Raw genomic sequence first — 14,800 nt, forward strand, 5'->3', positions numbered from 1 at the left:
GTGAGAGGTTTTCATGCTTTCAACCCTAACCGCGAGGGTGAAGGATGGCAAGCGGTCGAAAAAAATTGAGAGGAATCCTCGAAAAGTCGTGGTTATCGAGATTTTATTGCGGTGAATAGTGGTGATTGTTTTTATGTTTGCGCGAGGTTTGAGCGATGCGCAATTGAAGGCTTTCGGTGATGGGGCGTGTCAGCGCGGCTATTCTTAAAGCCTCACCAAGGACTACTGGCAGGCAGGAGTCGGCAATGAACGAGTCGGATTGGAAGCTTTATAGTGCGCTGCGTCCGTTGGCCCATGAGCGGCTATGCATCCGGATCATGGAGGAGGTCGAACGCATAGTGCTGGATAAAAGCCTGGTGGCTTATGAGCGGATTGAAGCCAGTGAAGAAAGGCTGAAGGCCGGTCAACAGGAACTGTATTGGGCGTTCGGCGTGTTCAGGCACTCACGCAATGAGGCGCCTGCTCACTTGCTGGGGCTGTGTACTCATGAGTTGATCAGCGCTGAAGAGTTGGCGGGCTTCTCGGAGGAAACTCAGGCCTGGATCAAGGAGTGTCTGGCGCACAGGGAAATCCACGGGATTGAAGACCTTGAGGCGGAATAATCGGTCGCCTGTGATGCCCCCATCGCGAGCTTGCTCGCGATGGGGCCAGTCGCCTCACTCAATATTCAGGGCTGAAATGCACCTATAAAGATGGCCGGATCCACCCGCGCATCATTCAGGCTGACGTTCCAGTGCATGTGCGGCCCGGTCGCGCGCCCGGTGGAGCCGACTTTTCCGACCACTCCACCACGAGCTAATTGCTGGCCCACCTTCACGTCGATTTTCGACATGTGGCAGAACATGCTGATAAAGCCCTGTCCGTGATCGACAAACACCGTGTTGCCGTTGAAAAAGTAGTTACCGATCAGGATCACCTTGCCGGCAGCCGGGGTCTTGATCGGCGTACCGGCAGGCACGGCGAAGTCCAGGCCAGCGTGAGGATTACGCTCTTCACCATTGAAGAAGCGGCGCACGCCGAACTTGCTCGACAGCGGGCCGTTGACCGGTTTGTCCAGCAACAGGTTGCTAGGGGTGTTCGGGCTGAAGCTGCGATAAGCCTGGATCTGTTCGGCTAACTCACCCTCGATGCGCTTGAGATTCTCCGGGTTCGGATTGACCTGCTGCGTGTTCTTCAACGTGATGTGCTGTTCCGGGTATTTCTTGTTACCAACGTTGAAATTCAGAGTGCGACCGCCACTGCTGACCTGCTGCGTACCCGGTTTAACCGTCAGCGGCACACCGACAATCGCCAGCCAGTTGTTCTGTTCCTTGACCACCAAGACGGGCTTGCCTTGATAACTGGCCTTCGGCGCCTGGGCAGAGGCGCCCAGATCCACCACAGCCACGCCGCCCGGCACCGGTTTGTTCAACAGGCGGGTGATGTAACTGTCGGCGTGGGCGTTGAAGGTCAGGCACAGCAACAGCAGTGGAGCTAAAAAGCGCGGCATGGATCAATCCAGTAAAGAAAGGGTGACAGGCGTCAGGTGATTGTCTTCGACCCGCACTTGCAGCTCGCCTTCGCCAAGTCTGGCTTTCAGGCGCTGACCATTGTGGGTTTGCGCGGCGTTGCGGATCGCGTTGCCGCGTTCGTCCAGCAGAATGCTGTAGCCACGGCCGAGGGTCGCCAACGGGCTGACCACATGCAGCGTCTGCATCTGGCTTTGCAGTTGCAGGCGACGGGATTTGAGCCCTTCGCGCATGGCACGGGGCAGGCGTTCGGCAAGGCTGTCGAGGCGCTGACGGAGCATCGCCAGTTGCCGCCCGGGATGTTGCCCGGCGAGGCGGGTTTCCAGACGGATCAACCGTTCGCGACGGGTATTGAGGCTGCGCTCGAACGCGCGGCGCATGCGCATGTCCAGATCATCCAGGCGCTGCGCTTGCTGGCGCAGACGTTCACCGGGATGGCGCAGGCGGCGGGACATGCCTTCCAGGCGCAGACGATCACGCATCAAGCGGTCGCGGATACGCATCACCAGCCGTCGATGCAGGCTTTCAACCCGACGGACCAGGTCGCTGGAATCCGGCGCGAGCAGTTCGGCGGCAGCGGAAGGCGTCGGGGCGCGGACGTCGGCCACGAAGTCGCTGATCGATACGTCGGTTTCATGGCCGACGGCGCTGACAATCGGCGTCACGCAGGCATCCACGGCGCGGGCTACGGCTTCTTCGTTGAAGCACCAGAGGTCTTCCAGCGAGCCGCCGCCACGGGCCAGGATCAACGCGTCGAAACCACGGGCGTCCGCCAGTTTCAAAGCGCGGACAATCTGCGCAGTGGCTTCGCGGCCCTGCACGGCAGTGGGGATCAACGTGAGCTGGATCTGCGGCGCACGGCGCCGGAATACGCTGATGATGTCGCGAATCACCGCGCCGGTGGGCGAGCTGATAATACCGATGCGTTGCGGATGCGCGGGCAGCGGCACTTTGCGCTCTGCGCTGAACAGGCCTTCGGCGCTGAGTTTTTCCTTCAGTGCGTCGAAGGCCAGGCGTAGCGCGCCGTCACCGGCTGGCTCTACGGTATCGAGGATCAACTGATAGTCGCCGCGGCCCTCGAACAGCGAAACCTTGCCGCGGACCTTCACCGCCAAGCCATCCTTCAATGCCTGACGAACCCGCGCCGCGTTCTGCCGGAACAGTGCGCAACGCACCTGGGCACCGCTGTCCTTGAGGGTGAAATACACGTGACCGGACGCCGGGCGGGCGAGGTTGGAGATTTCGCCTTCGACCCAGATGTTGCTGAACACGTCTTCGAGCAACACCCGCGCGCGGCCGTTGAGCTGGCTGACAGTCAGGACTTCACGGTCCAGGCCGAGTCTTGCAAAGGGATCTTTAATCATGGGGCGCATGATAAAGGCAATCTCCTGCGCAATGCACGATCACTGTAGGAGCTGCCGAAGGCTGCGATCATTTTGGTCTTGATTTTTAAGATCGAAGGGTCGCAGCCTTCGGCAGCTCCTACAGTGATCACAGGTATTCAAGGAAGAGGTGCAGATGGGCGTTCTTGAGTTGTTGAACCAATGGCCATTCGGCGCTACGGATTGGCTAGTAATCGCGTTGGGCATTGCCCTGGCCTACATCGTGTTCGGTATTGCCGGTTTTGGCACTGCGCTGGTGGCGGGGCCGGTCCTGATCCTGTTCATGCCGCTGTCGAAGATCGTGCCGCTGTTGGTGCTGCTGGATTTCGTCGCGGCGTTCGGCAATCTGCTGCCTTCGCGACGGGATGTGGCGAAGCCTGAGTTGCTGCGGCTGCTGCCGTGCATGGCGGTGGGATGCACGCTGGGGGTGATTTTTCTACTGAATCTGAAATCCGATGTGTTGCTGCTGTTGATGGGCCTGTTTATCAGTGCCTATGCGATTTACAGCTTGTGGGTCAAAACCCGTCCGACACAATTGTCCGCCGCTTGGGCCGTGCCGATGGGTACGGTGGGCGGGATGTTCGGGGCATTGTTTGGCAGTGGCGGCTTTTTATATGCGATCTATTTGAACAGTCGCCTGCCCAAAGAGGCGGCCCGGGCGACCCAGAGTGCGCTGATCAGTAGCAGCACCGTGGTGCGCTTGAGCCTGTTTGCTGTCGCGGGTGTGTACGCCGAGCTACCCTTGTTGGTATTGGCGCTGTGTTTATTGCCGGCCATGGCATTGGGGCTGTGGATCGGCCGGCGGTTGACCATGAGATTGTCCCGCGAGGCGTTTGTGCGGCTGGTGACCTGGTTGGTGCTGGCCAGCGGAATCGCCTTGATCGGACGTTATTTGAGTGCTTGACCTCTGAAGCCGGGTGCTTATGCTGCCGGGCTTCGTTAAAGCGTTGCAGCAGGCCGCACCATGAATTCGCAAAGCATTATTGTCCCGAAAATCTCCACACTGCCGGTGCACGAACCCCGGGCCCGGGCGGTCGTGCGTTGGCTGGTGCGCAAGAACATCGTCAAAGAAGAACTGACCACCTGTGGCCGCACTGGCAACCGCATGGCCCATGCCATCGCCGACGGCGCCCGCGCTGTCGTGCTGCATCCTGAAGCACTGCCGTTCGGCGAACCGATCAATGGCCTGGAAATCATCACCAAACGCTGCATCTATACGCCGGCCAAGGGTTTCCTTGAGGAGGCGGGTTGCGCCGAGTGCCGCAAGGAAGTCGGCGAAGCGCTGTTCGACAGCCTGGAAGACTGGATGCCGGGGCGCACCGATAACTTCACTTGTCCGGAGTGCGGGCATGAAGATGACATCAACGGCTTTCTTTTCCTGCAGGAATGCGGCTTTTCCAACCTGGGCTTCATCTTCAACAACTGGGCCGAGGCCGGGTTCAAACAGAGCTTTATCGACGAATTTGCCGATTGGCTGGATCAGCCCGTGAGTTGGGTGAAAGTCGAACTGTAGGAAGCGACAATCCCCGTATATCAGTAATGCTAATAATAGACAGAGTTTTACATTGAACCCGAGGGGGTGTCTGACTATAATGGCGCGCTTCCATTTTCCCGCTCGGGAGCCCCCGCGATGCTGCGTATCAGCCAAGAAGCTCTGACATTCGACGACATTCTCCTAGTGCCTGGTTATTCCGAGGTGCTTCCTAACGAAGTCAGTCTCAAGACCCGCCTAACCCGTGGCATCGAGCTGAATATTCCCCTGGTTTCTGCCGCCATGGACACCGTTACTGAAGCCCGTCTGGCAATTGCCATGGCTCAGGAAGGTGGCATCGGCATTATCCACAAGAACATGACCATCGAGCAGCAAGCTGCCGAAGTGCGCAAGGTCAAGCGTTATGAGGCCGGCGTGGTCAAGGACCCGATCACCATCGAGGCTGACGCCACGGTTCGTGAACTGTTCGAACTGACCCGCATGCACAACATCTCCGGCGTTCCGGTTTTGCACGATGGCGACCTGGTCGGCATCGTCACTTCCCGTGACGTGCGTTTCGAAAACCGTCTGGACGCCACCGTCCGTGAAGTGATGACGCCTAAAGAGCGTCTGGTCACGGTCAAGGAAGGCGCCGACAAGAACGACGTCCGCGAGTTGTTGCACAAAAACCGCATCGAACGCGTGCTGATCGTCGACGACAAATTTGCCCTCAAAGGCATGATGACCGTCAACGACATCGAAAAAGCCAAGGCTTACCCGCTGGCCAGCAAGGACGACCAAGGTCGTCTGCGTGTTGGCGCTGCTGTCGGTACCGGTAAAGACACCGGTGATCGCGTAGCTGCTCTGGTCAATGCCGGCGTTGACGTGGTGGTGGTCGATACCGCTCACGGTCACTCCAAAGGTGTGATCGACCGCGTTCGCTGGGTCAAACAGAATTTCCCTGAAGTGCAGGTCATCGGCGGCAACATCGCCACCGGCGCTGCCGCCAAGGCTTTGGCCGAAGCGGGCGCCGACGCCGTCAAGGTCGGTATCGGCCCGGGCTCGATCTGCACCACCCGTATCGTCGCCGGTGTCGGCGTCCCGCAAATCAGCGCCATCGCCAACGTCGCCGCTGCCCTTGAAGGCACTGGCGTTCCGTTGATCGCCGACGGCGGCATCCGTTTCTCCGGTGACTTGTCCAAGGCCATCGTTGCCGGTGCTTCCTGCGTGATGATGGGCTCGATGTTCGCCGGTACTGAAGAAGCACCGGGCGAGATCGAACTGTTCCAGGGTCGTTCGTACAAGGCTTACCGTGGCATGGGTTCGCTGGGCGCCATGTCCCAGGCTCAAGGCTCCTCCGACCGTTACTTCCAGGACTCCTCGGCAGGCGCCGAGAAGCTTGTACCTGAAGGGATCGAAGGGCGTGTTCCTTACAAGGGCACACTGAGCGCCATCATCCATCAACTGATGGGCGGCCTGCGTTCCTCGATGGGTTACACCGGCAGTGCCGACATCGAAGAAATGCGCACCAAGCCTGAGTTCGTGCGGATCACAGGCGCCGGTATGGCCGAGTCCCACGTTCACGACGTACAGATCACCAAAGAAGCGCCAAACTACCGCGTAGGTTGAGCCTTCCAGCAATAAGTTAAGTAACCGGGGCTGTTTTCAGCCCCGAGTTGTTTCTGATTCTCTTCACCGAACTGCATAGACGAGACTGACCACATGGCCCTCGACATTCACGCTCACCGCATCCTGATCCTCGACTTCGGTTCCCAGTACACCCAGCTGATCGCCCGCCGCGTGCGTGAAATCGGCGTGTACTGCGAACTGCATCCGTTCGATATGGATGAAGACGCGATTCGCGAATTCGCTCCAAAAGGCGTCATTCTCGCCGGCGGCCCCGAGTCCGTACACGAAGCCAACAGCCCTCGCTGCCCGCAAGCCGTATTCGACCTGGGCGTACCGGTCTTCGGTATCTGCTACGGCATGCAGACCATGGCTGAACAGCTGGGTGGCAAGGTCGAAGGTTCCGAACTGCGTGAGTTCGGTTACGCCCGTGTAGACGTAGTCGGCAAGAGCCGTCTGCTCGACGGCATCGAAGACCACATCGACGCCGACGGCCTGTTTGGCCTCGACGTGTGGATGAGTCACGGTGACAAGGTCACCAAGATGCCTCAGGAATTCCACATCCTGGCCAGCACCCCAAGCTGCCCGATCGCTGGCATGTTCGACGATGCTCGCGGCTACTACGGCGTGCAGTTCCACCCGGAAGTGACCCACACCAAGCAGGGCGGTCGCATCCTCTCGCGTTTCATCCTCGAGATCTGCGGCTGCGAAGCCTTGTGGACGCCTTCGAAGATTGCTGAAGACGCCATTGCCAACATTCGCGCCCAGGTCGGCACTGACAACGTACTGCTCGGCCTGTCCGGCGGTGTGGACTCCTCGGTGGTTGCCGCGCTGCTGCACAAAGCCATTGGCGACCAGCTGACTTGCGTCTTCGTCGACAACGGCCTGCTGCGTCTGCACGAAGGCGAGCAAGTGATGGCCATGTTCGCCGAGAACATGGGCGTCAAGGTGATCCGCGCCAATGCCGAAGATCAGTTCCTGAACAACCTGGCCGGCGAGTCCGACCCGGAGAAGAAGCGCAAGATCATCGGCCGTACCTTCATCGACGTCTTCGATGCCCAGTCCAACAAACTGGACAACATCAAGTACCTCGCCCAAGGCACCATCTACCCGGACGTGATCGAGTCGGCTGGCGCGAAAAGCGGCAAGGCGCACGTGATCAAGTCGCACCACAACGTGGGTGGCTTGCCGGAAGAGATGAACCTGAAACTGGTCGAGCCACTGCGCGAACTGTTCAAGGACGAAGTCCGTCGTCTGGGCCTGGAACTCGGCCTGCCGTACGACATGGTCTACCGTCACCCGTTCCCGGGGCCGGGCCTGGGCGTGCGGATCCTCGGTGAAGTGAAGAAGGAATACGCCGACCTGCTGCGTCGCGCCGACCACATCTTCATCGAAGAACTGCGTAAAGCCGACTGGTACCACAAGGTCAGCCAGGCATTCGTGGTGTTCCAGCCGGTGAAATCGGTTGGCGTGGTGGGCGATGGCCGTCGTTACGCCTGGGTAGTTGCCCTGCGTGCCGTGGAAACCATCGACTTCATGACCGCTCGTTGGGCGCACCTGCCTTACGAACTGCTGGAAACTGTTTCCGGCCGGATCATCAACGAAATCGAAGGCATCTCCCGCGTCACTTACGACGTGTCGAGCAAGCCGCCAGCGACTATTGAGTGGGAGTGATCCCGCACAGGCCTTGATGGCTTGATTGCAGGTAACTGAAAAGGCCGTGTGAACAGTGTTCACGCGGCCTTTTGCGGTTTAGACGTCTGACAAGCGGACGAGGGTCATACCGTGTCTATCGAGAGCGCCACTCAAGCCCGCTACGCGAGCAAAACGTATACCGCTGATCCACGGCCAGGACTCTCGTTTTATGTAGAACCCTTGTCGATCTCGAAGGACCGGGGTGCGAACAATGGGGCCTTTTTTCAGTAAGCCGTTTACTTCGATGTCCGAGCTGCGGTGTATCAGCAAAGCTTGATCGGTACTGGTATCGAGGGTGTACATGCCGGCGTTGGGCAGGCCGGAGTTCAACCTTCGTGCAAGGATCACGCTCTGTGGCGTCTTGATTTGCAGCAGCAGGTCATTTTTTGCAAAGCCGGCGGCCCGCCCAGGTCGAGCTTCGTCCGAAACGCCAGGATCGACCTTGATACCGGTAAGCTCATCCAGATCCACGTCTTCAATACGCAGCCCGATGCTGCCTTCGAGTTCGCTGACGCCCGCTACGCCCTCATAGGTGTTGGCGTGGCTGTTGCCCATCAGCGCCACCCAGCGATGGGAACCTCGTGCGATCTGATCTGCGCTGATCACCTCGTGGGCAAAGTAGTTCATCATCTTCTGTCGGAAGTGGTTGTCTGCCGGTGTCATGCCAGTGCTGCGATAGCTGGCCATGGAGTCGATGGCTTGAACGCGGATGTGGTTCTTTTGTGCAGTCCTGACGACTTGCTCAAAGGTGAATTCACCGCCGGGATCCGTCTCGAACCCTTCATCGAGGTCCTTGAGATAGCGTTCCAGGTTTTCCGACATCACGCCCGTCCTGTTGAACACGTCCAGATCAGCCTGATGGAAATCTGTCAGCAGATGTTCCATATACAGGGTTTTGACCTTTTGCTGACGCAGTACTTTCATGTTCTCGATCAACGCCTGCTTGCTGCCGACGCTCGAATGACTCTCGCCAATTACCAGGCCGGTTGATCGCTTGAACAGGGTCTTGATGACATCCTTGAACCTGGCTGTCGGGTTGAACGATGGAATTTCTGGTCTGGGTGGCAGGTGCAGGTCTGAGTAGTAAGCGACGGCGTCGTCGTGCAGCTTTCGGCGTAGCTTTTTGAAGGACTCGAACTCGTTGTCCGGGTTGTTTATATCCACAAATCCGTCTTTCAAGTCCCATTTCAATGCATTGCCTTCGGCCGCCTGCTTGAGCGCGGGTTTCATTTCCAGCGGAACATCGTAAGGGGTTGGCGCGGCGTCAAAGTCGGGCAGGGCAGGCTCGGCCCTGGCAAACAGATCGGCAAACTTACCACCACCGAGCAGGCCGGGACGTGTGATCGGCACCCATTCACCGGCTTCATTCAAGTGCACGGGAATGTTGCGGAAAAAGGAGTAAGGATTAGTCGGGTCGACGATTGCCCAGCTTTTCAATTCATTGTTGTAACGCACCAGGTAAAAGCTGTCGCCAATGGCAATGTAGTTACCCCCGGTTTCGGGTTGATAAATGCCCTGGAATTTACCTTCGTCACTGACCGGGTAATAGCCATCGAGAATCTCGTTGGTTTCAAACGGGCCCAGTATGTCGGCGTCGGTCGGGCCAGATGCGACAGGTTCGACGGGAAGGGGAAGGCCTGTTTCCACTTCTGTCTTCGGCGCCTGCCCGGACGTGAGCACCTCTTCGGCCTCTGCTGTCTCTGAGAATTCGGCGGCTTCGGCAAGTTCGGCTGCGCCCCTCAAAAACGGCAAATTGAACAGGGCATCCACGCTGCCAAAAATCGCTGCGGTGACAGCCGCCTTGCGTTCCATTGGAGTGGTGCCGTTGATGGCCTGGTCGATGTGAAGCCCGACATTGGCGATGCCAGCGCCTATGACGACAAGCGCTGCCGGCCATGCAAGGGCGGCCATGGGCCCGAAGGTGTGGTTGAAGGCATTGAGATAGCCTATCCACAGTTTTTTCCTGATCTCGCCGTTGGAGCGCAGGAGGAAATTGGCGTCGCTGAGCATGCGCTCATGGGTCGATTGGTTCAGGTGGGTGAACGCATCACCGGAAATCTTTTCGCCTCGGTAGTGCAGCAGATGATAGTCGGCGACGTTATGTTCGCTGGGCAAAACGTCATACGCATGGGTGAGTCCGACATTATCTATTGGCGTTTCTTCAAACCCGTGGATGATCAGGCCGATGCCGGTAAAGTTGGCGAGCTTGTGTCCCAGTGAGGTTGGCCTTTCCTGAAGAATGTCGCGCTCCTCCTGTTTGAAGTGCATCAGCATGCGCTCACGGCCTTCGGCGTCCTTGACCTCATCGACCAGCCATTGGTGCAACTCCTCGACGCTGGTGAAACAGTGGAAACCTCTGGGTTCGCCTGGAACGTAAAGAATGTTCAGGTCACTGTCGTCAGCGATGCAGAGGATGTCCGTCGACACGAATTGATCGATACAAAACTTGCGGATGGCTAGACCGTTAACCGCTGGCGCCTCGTCCATCAGCATTTGCCGGGTGAGTGGCCGGCTCACATTGCCGACGACAGCCCTTAGCACGGTAGTGAAGTGTTCGCGGGTGAGGTGTCCCTTCTCATAGTCGTCGATGGCCTTGGAGATAAAGGTGCACTTGGCCAGTGCGCGGAAGTTGGCGCTGTGTTTTTCCCAGAACGTCGCGATGGCAGTCTTGTAGCGGTCGCTGAAGTTGATGTCCCAGAAGGCTTTCAGCGCATCCCTGGCATGCAGGCGAATTTCGTTGGTTTCGTCGTAGTTTTCGGCATTGCCATCGGCGCGATAGAAGCCGCTGTCAGCGTCCAGAAGGTCAGCATTGTCCTGGTCGTGGACACTGAAGCGCTGCATGACCAGTTGCGGGAAGGTCATCGACTCCCTGGGTTTTTCAAACACGTGTTGCCAACCGGTAAAGGTCTTCGAGCTGCTTTGCGCGGCGCGGAATCGGTGCCAGTAGACCTTGTCGGGCTCGATGTCGGTGATGTTGTGCTGGAGCAGAATATCTTTGGCGACCTGATACGCCATGGCGTACATATCGGGGCAGTCGGCGACCAGGCCGGGGATCAGGGCGTGGAGCGCCAATACGTCGGTGGCGTCGGGCACGAATGTGTCGTTGGAATCGTCCATGATTCTCTCTTTGAAAGCGGGTGGAAGGTCGCTCACTATCTCAAGAAAGCTCAGCTCGATCTGTAGGCCGTCGGGACGATAGCCGTGGCTGCTTGCGCAGGCGTTGAGTAGGACATCGAGCCTTGTCAGGTAGTCCTCGTTCTGCGGCCCATGGTCGCGCTGCTCTTACTGTTTCGCAGTTGCAGGTGTATCGTATTCGCCTTTTGCGGGCTCAGGCCTGCCGCTTTCAAGTGAGGTAGTCGCGTTCATGTCCTTTACCCGTCGCCAAATCCTCGGTGGCCTGGCCGGTCTTGTTGTCGTTGGTGTCGGAGCGGGGGGCGCGTCGCGGTACTGGTTGGGCAAGATGGCCGACGCCGACGCGGGCCACGACTATGAGCTGATCGCCGCACCGCTGGACGTCGAACTGGTGGCAGGGCACAAGACCGAAGCCTGGGCGTTCGGCCCGTCGGCGCCGGGCACCGAGTTGCGCGTGCGTCAGGGCGAATGGCTGCGGGTACGTTTCATCAACCACCTGCCGGTGGCGACCACCATTCACTGGCACGGCATTCGCCTGCCGCTGGAAATGGACGGCGTGCCCTACGTCTCGCAGCTTCCAGTGCTGCCGGGCGAATACTTCGACTACAAATTCCGCGTGCCCGACGCCGGCAGCTACTGGTATCACCCGCATGTGAACAGCAGCGAAGAACTCGGTCGCGGGCTGGTCGGCCCGTTGATCATCGAAGAGCGCGAGCCTACCGGCTTCAAGTACGAAAAGACTGTGAGCCTCAAGAGCTGGCACGTCGACGAAGAGGGCGCTTTTGTCGCGTTCAGCATTCCTCGCGAAGCGGCCCGTGGTGGCACGGCGGGGCGCCTGTCGACCATCAACGGTGTCTCGCAAGCGGTGATCGAGTTGCCCGCCGGGCAGATCACCCGGGTGCGCTTGCTCAACCTCGATAACACCCTGACCTACCGACTCAACATCCCCGGTGTCGAAGCGCAGATCTACGCGCTGGACGGCAACCCCATCGAACCGCGCCCGTTGGGTAAGGAATACTGGCTTGGCCCGGGCATGCGTATTTGCCTGGCGATCAAGGCACCGCCGGCCGGGGAAGAACTGTCCCTGCGCAATGGCCCGGTACGACTGGGCACGTTCCGTTCGGTGGTGAACGCCGATGCACCGACCGAATGGCCGCCCGCGTTGCCCGCCAACCCGGTGGCCGAGCCAGACCTGGCCAACGCGGAGAAACTCAACTTCAATTTCGAATGGGTTGGCTCAGTGTCGGTGAACGTCGACAATGGCAAGCCGCCGAGCCTGTGGCAGATCAACGGCAAGGCCTGGGACATCACCGACAAAACCTGCGCCGACCGCCCGATTGCCAAGCTTGAGAAGGGCAAGAGCTACATTTTCGAATTGAAAAACATGACTCAGTATCAACACCCGATTCATCTGCACGGCATGAGCTTCAAGGTCATCGCCTCCAACCGGCACAAGGTTATTCCGTACTTCACTGACACCTACTTGCTGGGCAAGAACGAACGCGCGCAAGTGGCGCTGGTGGCGGATAACCCAGGGATCTGGATGTTCCACTGCCACGTGATCGATCACATGGAAACCGGCCTGATGGCCGCCATCGAGGTGGCATGATGCGTCAGATACGCCCGACGGCAATCATCGACCGCAGCCGTGATCGCGACTTCATGCGCGAAGCCCTGGCCCTGGCCGCCCAAGGCGCGGCGCTCGGTGAAGTGCCGGTGGGGGCGGTGCTGGTTCAGGATGGTGAAATCATCGGCCGGGGTTTCAACTGCCCGATCAGCGGCAACGACCCGAGTGCTCACGCCGAGATGGTCGCGATTCGCGCTGCCGCGTTGGCAGCCAGCAACTATCGTCTGCCTGGCAGCACGCTGTACGTGACGCTTGAGCCGTGCAGCATGTGCGCTGGGCTGATCGTGCATTCGCGGATTGCGCGGGTGGTGTATGGGGCGCTGGAGCCGAAGGCCGGAGTTGTGCAGAGTCAGGGGCAGTTTTTTACCCAGGGATTTTTGAATCACCGGGTGCTGTACGAAGGCGGAGTGTTGGCCGAGGAGTGCGGGGCGGTGTTGAGCGAGTTCTTCAAGGCTCGAAGAGCCAAACCAGCAGACTAAACACCGTCCCCTGTGGGAGCGAGCTTGCTCGCGATGAGGCGCCCTTTCAGTCAACGACGATGCTGAAGGTTCGTCCGCCATCGTCGGATCGCCGCCCGGACCAAGCTCGCTCCCACAGGTTTTTCTGGTGTCTGGAAGATCGGGGGTTATTTGCGGGCGACGATCACGGCACGCATCGGCGCCGGCAGCCCTTCAACCGTCTTGCTGTGATCTTCCGGATCAAGGAAATCGCTCAGCGACTGGTACTTCATCCACTCCGTCCCGCGCTGTTCCTCGACCGTCGTCACGCTCACGTCCACACAGCGAACATCCGTGAACCCGGCGCGACGCAGCCACAGCTCCAGCGCCGGTACCGACGGCAGGAACCACACGTTGCGCATCTGCGCATAACGGTCTTCCGGCACCAATACCTGCTGCTGATCGCCCTCGATCACCAGGGTCTCCAGCACCAGTTCGCCACCCTTGACCAGGCAATCCTTCAACGCCAGCAGATGCTCGATCGGCGAGCGGCGATGATAGAACACCCCCATGGAAAACACCGTGTCGAAGCCTTCCATGTTCGGCGGCAGGTCTTCGAACGGGAACGGCAGGTGCCAGGCATTCGGTTCGGACAGGTAACGCTGCACCGCCTGGAACTGACAGAAGAACAGCCAGTTCGGGTCAACACCAATCACACTGTCGGCCCCGGCACCGAGCATGCGCCACATGTAATAGCCATTACCGCAGCCGACATCGAGGATGCGTTTACCCTTCAGATCCAGATGCGGTGCAACCCGCGACCACTTCCAGTCCGAGCGCCATTCAGTATCGACGTGCACGCCAAACAGGTCGAACGGCCCTTTGCGCCAGGGTGACAAACCCATCAGCGCAGTGCGCATCTGAGCGCGGGTTTCGTCGTCGCAATCGGTGTCCAGCGTCAGGCCGTTAAGCAGATCGACTTCGCTCGGCTGAATTTTTGGTAAAGCGTCCAACGCACTCTGCCAGCGCTCCAGGTCGCCGTGACCTTTTTCCATTTTCTTGTCGAGTTGCGCTTGCAGAGTATTGGCCCAGTCGGCCAGCGGTGTGCCAGCCAAACGGCGGGCGAGGGGGGACAGATCAATCATGGCAAGGCAATCAACGAGGCAAAGTTAAGACACTGGAACCACGGCACGACTTTCGAGAACCCGGCGGCCAGCAGGCGCTCGCGGTGTTCTTCGAGGCTGTCGGGCTTCATGACGTTTTCGATGGCGCTGCGTTTCTGGGCGATTTCCAGTTCGCTGTAGCCGTTGGCGCGTTTGAACGCGACGTGCAGGTCGGTGAGCAGCGCATGTTCTTCAAGGTCGTTGAAGCGCAGCTTCTCCGACAGAATCAGCGCGCCACCGGGCAACAGCGATTGGCGGATACGCGAGAGCAACGCCGTGCGCTGTTCCGGGGCGATGAATTGCAGGGTGAAGTTCAGCGCCACCACCGAGGCTGGCTCGAATTGCAGGGCCAGGATGTCGCCTTCGATCACTTCAACGGGCAGCAACTCCTGGAACATCGAGTCCTGACCGTTGAGGTATTCGCGGCAGCGTTCGACCATCGCCGCCGAGTTATCCACAGCGATGACGCGGCAGCCGTCAGTGCGTACGTGTCGGCGCAAGGCCTGGGTCACGGCACCGAGGGACGAACCCAGGTCGTAAAGAACGCTGTTGGGCTGGGCGAACTGCGCGGCGAGCACGCCAAGGTTTTCAACGATGGTCGGATAACCCGGCACCGAGCGCTTGATCATGTCCGGAAACACCCGCACCACGTCCTCGTTGAAGGCGAAGTCAGGCACCTGGGCCAAAGGCTGGGCGAAAAGGCGATCGGATTCTTTGCTCACGGCGGTTCCAGCGGTGTAGGTGGAAAAGGCCGGCATT

12 protein-coding genes are annotated in these 14,800 nt (G+C 59.2%); 7 read left to right on the top strand and 5 right to left on the bottom strand.

Translation table 11 applies throughout. From position 1 onward, the window contains the following. The first annotated feature begins 245 nt into the window (after positions 1–245). The gene (locus MO767_RS19830; protein WP_282481877.1) at positions 246–602 is read left to right on the top strand and encodes a hypothetical protein; all 357 of its coding nucleotides are present in this window, start codon (positions 246–248) and stop codon (positions 600–602) included. Between the two features lie 65 nt (positions 603–667). On the opposite strand, the gene MO767_RS19835 is transcribed toward MO767_RS19830, so the two are convergent. Together MO767_RS19835 and xseA are read right to left on the bottom strand one after the other, a co-directional pair. Further along, positions 668–1,489: a peptidoglycan DD-metalloendopeptidase family protein gene (locus MO767_RS19835; protein WP_282481878.1), complete on the bottom strand. Its 822-nt coding sequence runs from the start codon at positions 1,487–1,489 to the stop codon at positions 668–670. Between the two features lie 3 nt (positions 1,490–1,492). Beyond that, positions 1,493–2,872, bottom strand: a complete 1,380-nt coding sequence (gene xseA, locus MO767_RS19840) for an exodeoxyribonuclease VII large subunit (RefSeq protein ID WP_033061484.1) — start codon at positions 2,870–2,872, stop codon at positions 1,493–1,495. 154 nt (positions 2,873–3,026) lie between these two features. Here xseA and MO767_RS19845 point away from each other — a divergent pair, with 154 nt between their 5' ends. From MO767_RS19845 to guaA, 4 genes are all read left to right on the top strand, one after another. Further along, complete coding sequence (locus MO767_RS19845) at positions 3,027–3,794, top strand: sulfite exporter TauE/SafE family protein (protein ID WP_282481879.1); 768 nt, start codon at positions 3,027–3,029, stop codon at positions 3,792–3,794. Positions 3,795–3,854: 60 nt separating this feature from the next. Continuing rightward, on the top strand, positions 3,855–4,403 hold the full coding sequence (locus tag MO767_RS19850) for a sugar ABC transporter ATPase (RefSeq protein WP_282481880.1): 549 nt from the start codon (positions 3,855–3,857) through the stop codon (positions 4,401–4,403). Positions 4,404–4,520: 117 nt separating this feature from the next. Then, positions 4,521–5,990: an IMP dehydrogenase gene (gene guaB, locus MO767_RS19855; RefSeq protein ID WP_123368331.1), complete on the top strand. Its 1,470-nt coding sequence runs from the start codon at positions 4,521–4,523 to the stop codon at positions 5,988–5,990. A 93-nt stretch (positions 5,991–6,083) separates the two neighbouring features. Beyond that, positions 6,084–7,661, top strand: coding sequence for a glutamine-hydrolyzing GMP synthase (gene guaA / locus MO767_RS19860; protein WP_282481881.1), 1,578 nt, complete (start codon positions 6,084–6,086; stop codon positions 7,659–7,661). 78 nt (positions 7,662–7,739) lie between these two features. Here guaA and MO767_RS19865 read toward each other — a convergent pair whose 3' ends face one another. Next, complete coding sequence (locus MO767_RS19865) at positions 7,740–10,799, bottom strand: membrane-targeted effector domain-containing toxin (RefSeq protein WP_282481882.1); 3,060 nt, start codon at positions 10,797–10,799, stop codon at positions 7,740–7,742. A 247-nt stretch (positions 10,800–11,046) separates the two neighbouring features. On the opposite strand from MO767_RS19865, the gene MO767_RS19870 reads away from it, so the two are divergent. Together MO767_RS19870 and tadA are read left to right on the top strand one after the other, a co-directional pair. Further along, entirely contained in the window at positions 11,047–12,423 is a 1,377-nt protein-coding gene (locus MO767_RS19870; RefSeq protein ID WP_282481883.1) for a multicopper oxidase family protein, read from the top strand. Beyond that, positions 12,423–12,920, top strand: coding sequence for a tRNA adenosine(34) deaminase TadA (gene tadA / locus MO767_RS19875; protein WP_282481884.1), 498 nt, complete (start codon positions 12,423–12,425; stop codon positions 12,918–12,920). Before MO767_RS19870 ends, tadA begins: the two co-directional genes overlap by 1 nt. A gap of 146 nt (positions 12,921–13,066) precedes the next feature. Here the strand turns inward: tadA and cmoB are convergent, their stop codons facing one another. Together cmoB and cmoA are read right to left on the bottom strand one after the other, a co-directional pair. After that, positions 13,067–14,023: a tRNA 5-methoxyuridine(34)/uridine 5-oxyacetic acid(34) synthase CmoB gene (cmoB, locus tag MO767_RS19880; RefSeq protein WP_046049261.1), complete on the bottom strand. Its 957-nt coding sequence runs from the start codon at positions 14,021–14,023 to the stop codon at positions 13,067–13,069. Next, a complete protein-coding gene (cmoA, locus tag MO767_RS19885) occupies positions 14,020–14,799 on the bottom strand; it encodes a carboxy-S-adenosyl-L-methionine synthase CmoA (RefSeq protein WP_282481885.1) in 780 nt (259 codons plus the stop codon). The genes cmoB and cmoA overlap by 4 nt, the downstream gene beginning before the upstream one ends. Between the last annotated feature and the right edge of the window lies 1 nt (position 14,800).

It is taken from the genome of Pseudomonas sp. UYIF39 (assembly GCF_029963765.1).
Taxonomy (GTDB): Bacteria; Pseudomonadota; Gammaproteobacteria; order Pseudomonadales; family Pseudomonadaceae; genus Aquipseudomonas.

What these genes read in the sequence shown, in the direction of transcription:
- MO767_RS19830 (WP_282481877.1), top strand. Translation starts at nt 246, where the DNA reads ATGAACGAGTCGGATTGGAAGCTTTATAGTGCGCTGCGTCCGTTGGCC.
- MO767_RS19865 (WP_282481882.1), bottom strand. Translation starts at nt 10,799, where the DNA reads ATGGACGATTCCAACGACACATTCGTGCCCGACGCCACCGACGTATTG.
- guaB (WP_123368331.1), top strand. Translation starts at nt 4,521, where the DNA reads ATGCTGCGTATCAGCCAAGAAGCTCTGACATTCGACGACATTCTCCTA.
- cmoB (WP_046049261.1), bottom strand. Translation starts at nt 14,023, where the DNA reads ATGATTGATCTGTCCCCCCTCGCCCGCCGTTTGGCTGGCACACCGCTG.
- guaA (WP_282481881.1), top strand. Translation starts at nt 6,084, where the DNA reads ATGGCCCTCGACATTCACGCTCACCGCATCCTGATCCTCGACTTCGGT.
- tadA (WP_282481884.1), top strand. Translation starts at nt 12,423, where the DNA reads ATGCGTCAGATACGCCCGACGGCAATCATCGACCGCAGCCGTGATCGC.
- MO767_RS19870 (WP_282481883.1), top strand. Translation starts at nt 11,047, where the DNA reads ATGTCCTTTACCCGTCGCCAAATCCTCGGTGGCCTGGCCGGTCTTGTT.
- MO767_RS19850 (WP_282481880.1), top strand. Translation starts at nt 3,855, where the DNA reads ATGAATTCGCAAAGCATTATTGTCCCGAAAATCTCCACACTGCCGGTG.
- xseA (WP_033061484.1), bottom strand. Translation starts at nt 2,872, where the DNA reads ATGATTAAAGATCCCTTTGCAAGACTCGGCCTGGACCGTGAAGTCCTG.
- MO767_RS19835 (WP_282481878.1), bottom strand. Translation starts at nt 1,489, where the DNA reads ATGCCGCGCTTTTTAGCTCCACTGCTGTTGCTGTGCCTGACCTTCAAC.
- MO767_RS19845 (WP_282481879.1), top strand. Translation starts at nt 3,027, where the DNA reads ATGGGCGTTCTTGAGTTGTTGAACCAATGGCCATTCGGCGCTACGGAT.
- cmoA (WP_282481885.1), bottom strand. Translation starts at nt 14,799, where the DNA reads ATGCCGGCCTTTTCCACCTACACCGCTGGAACCGCCGTGAGCAAAGAA.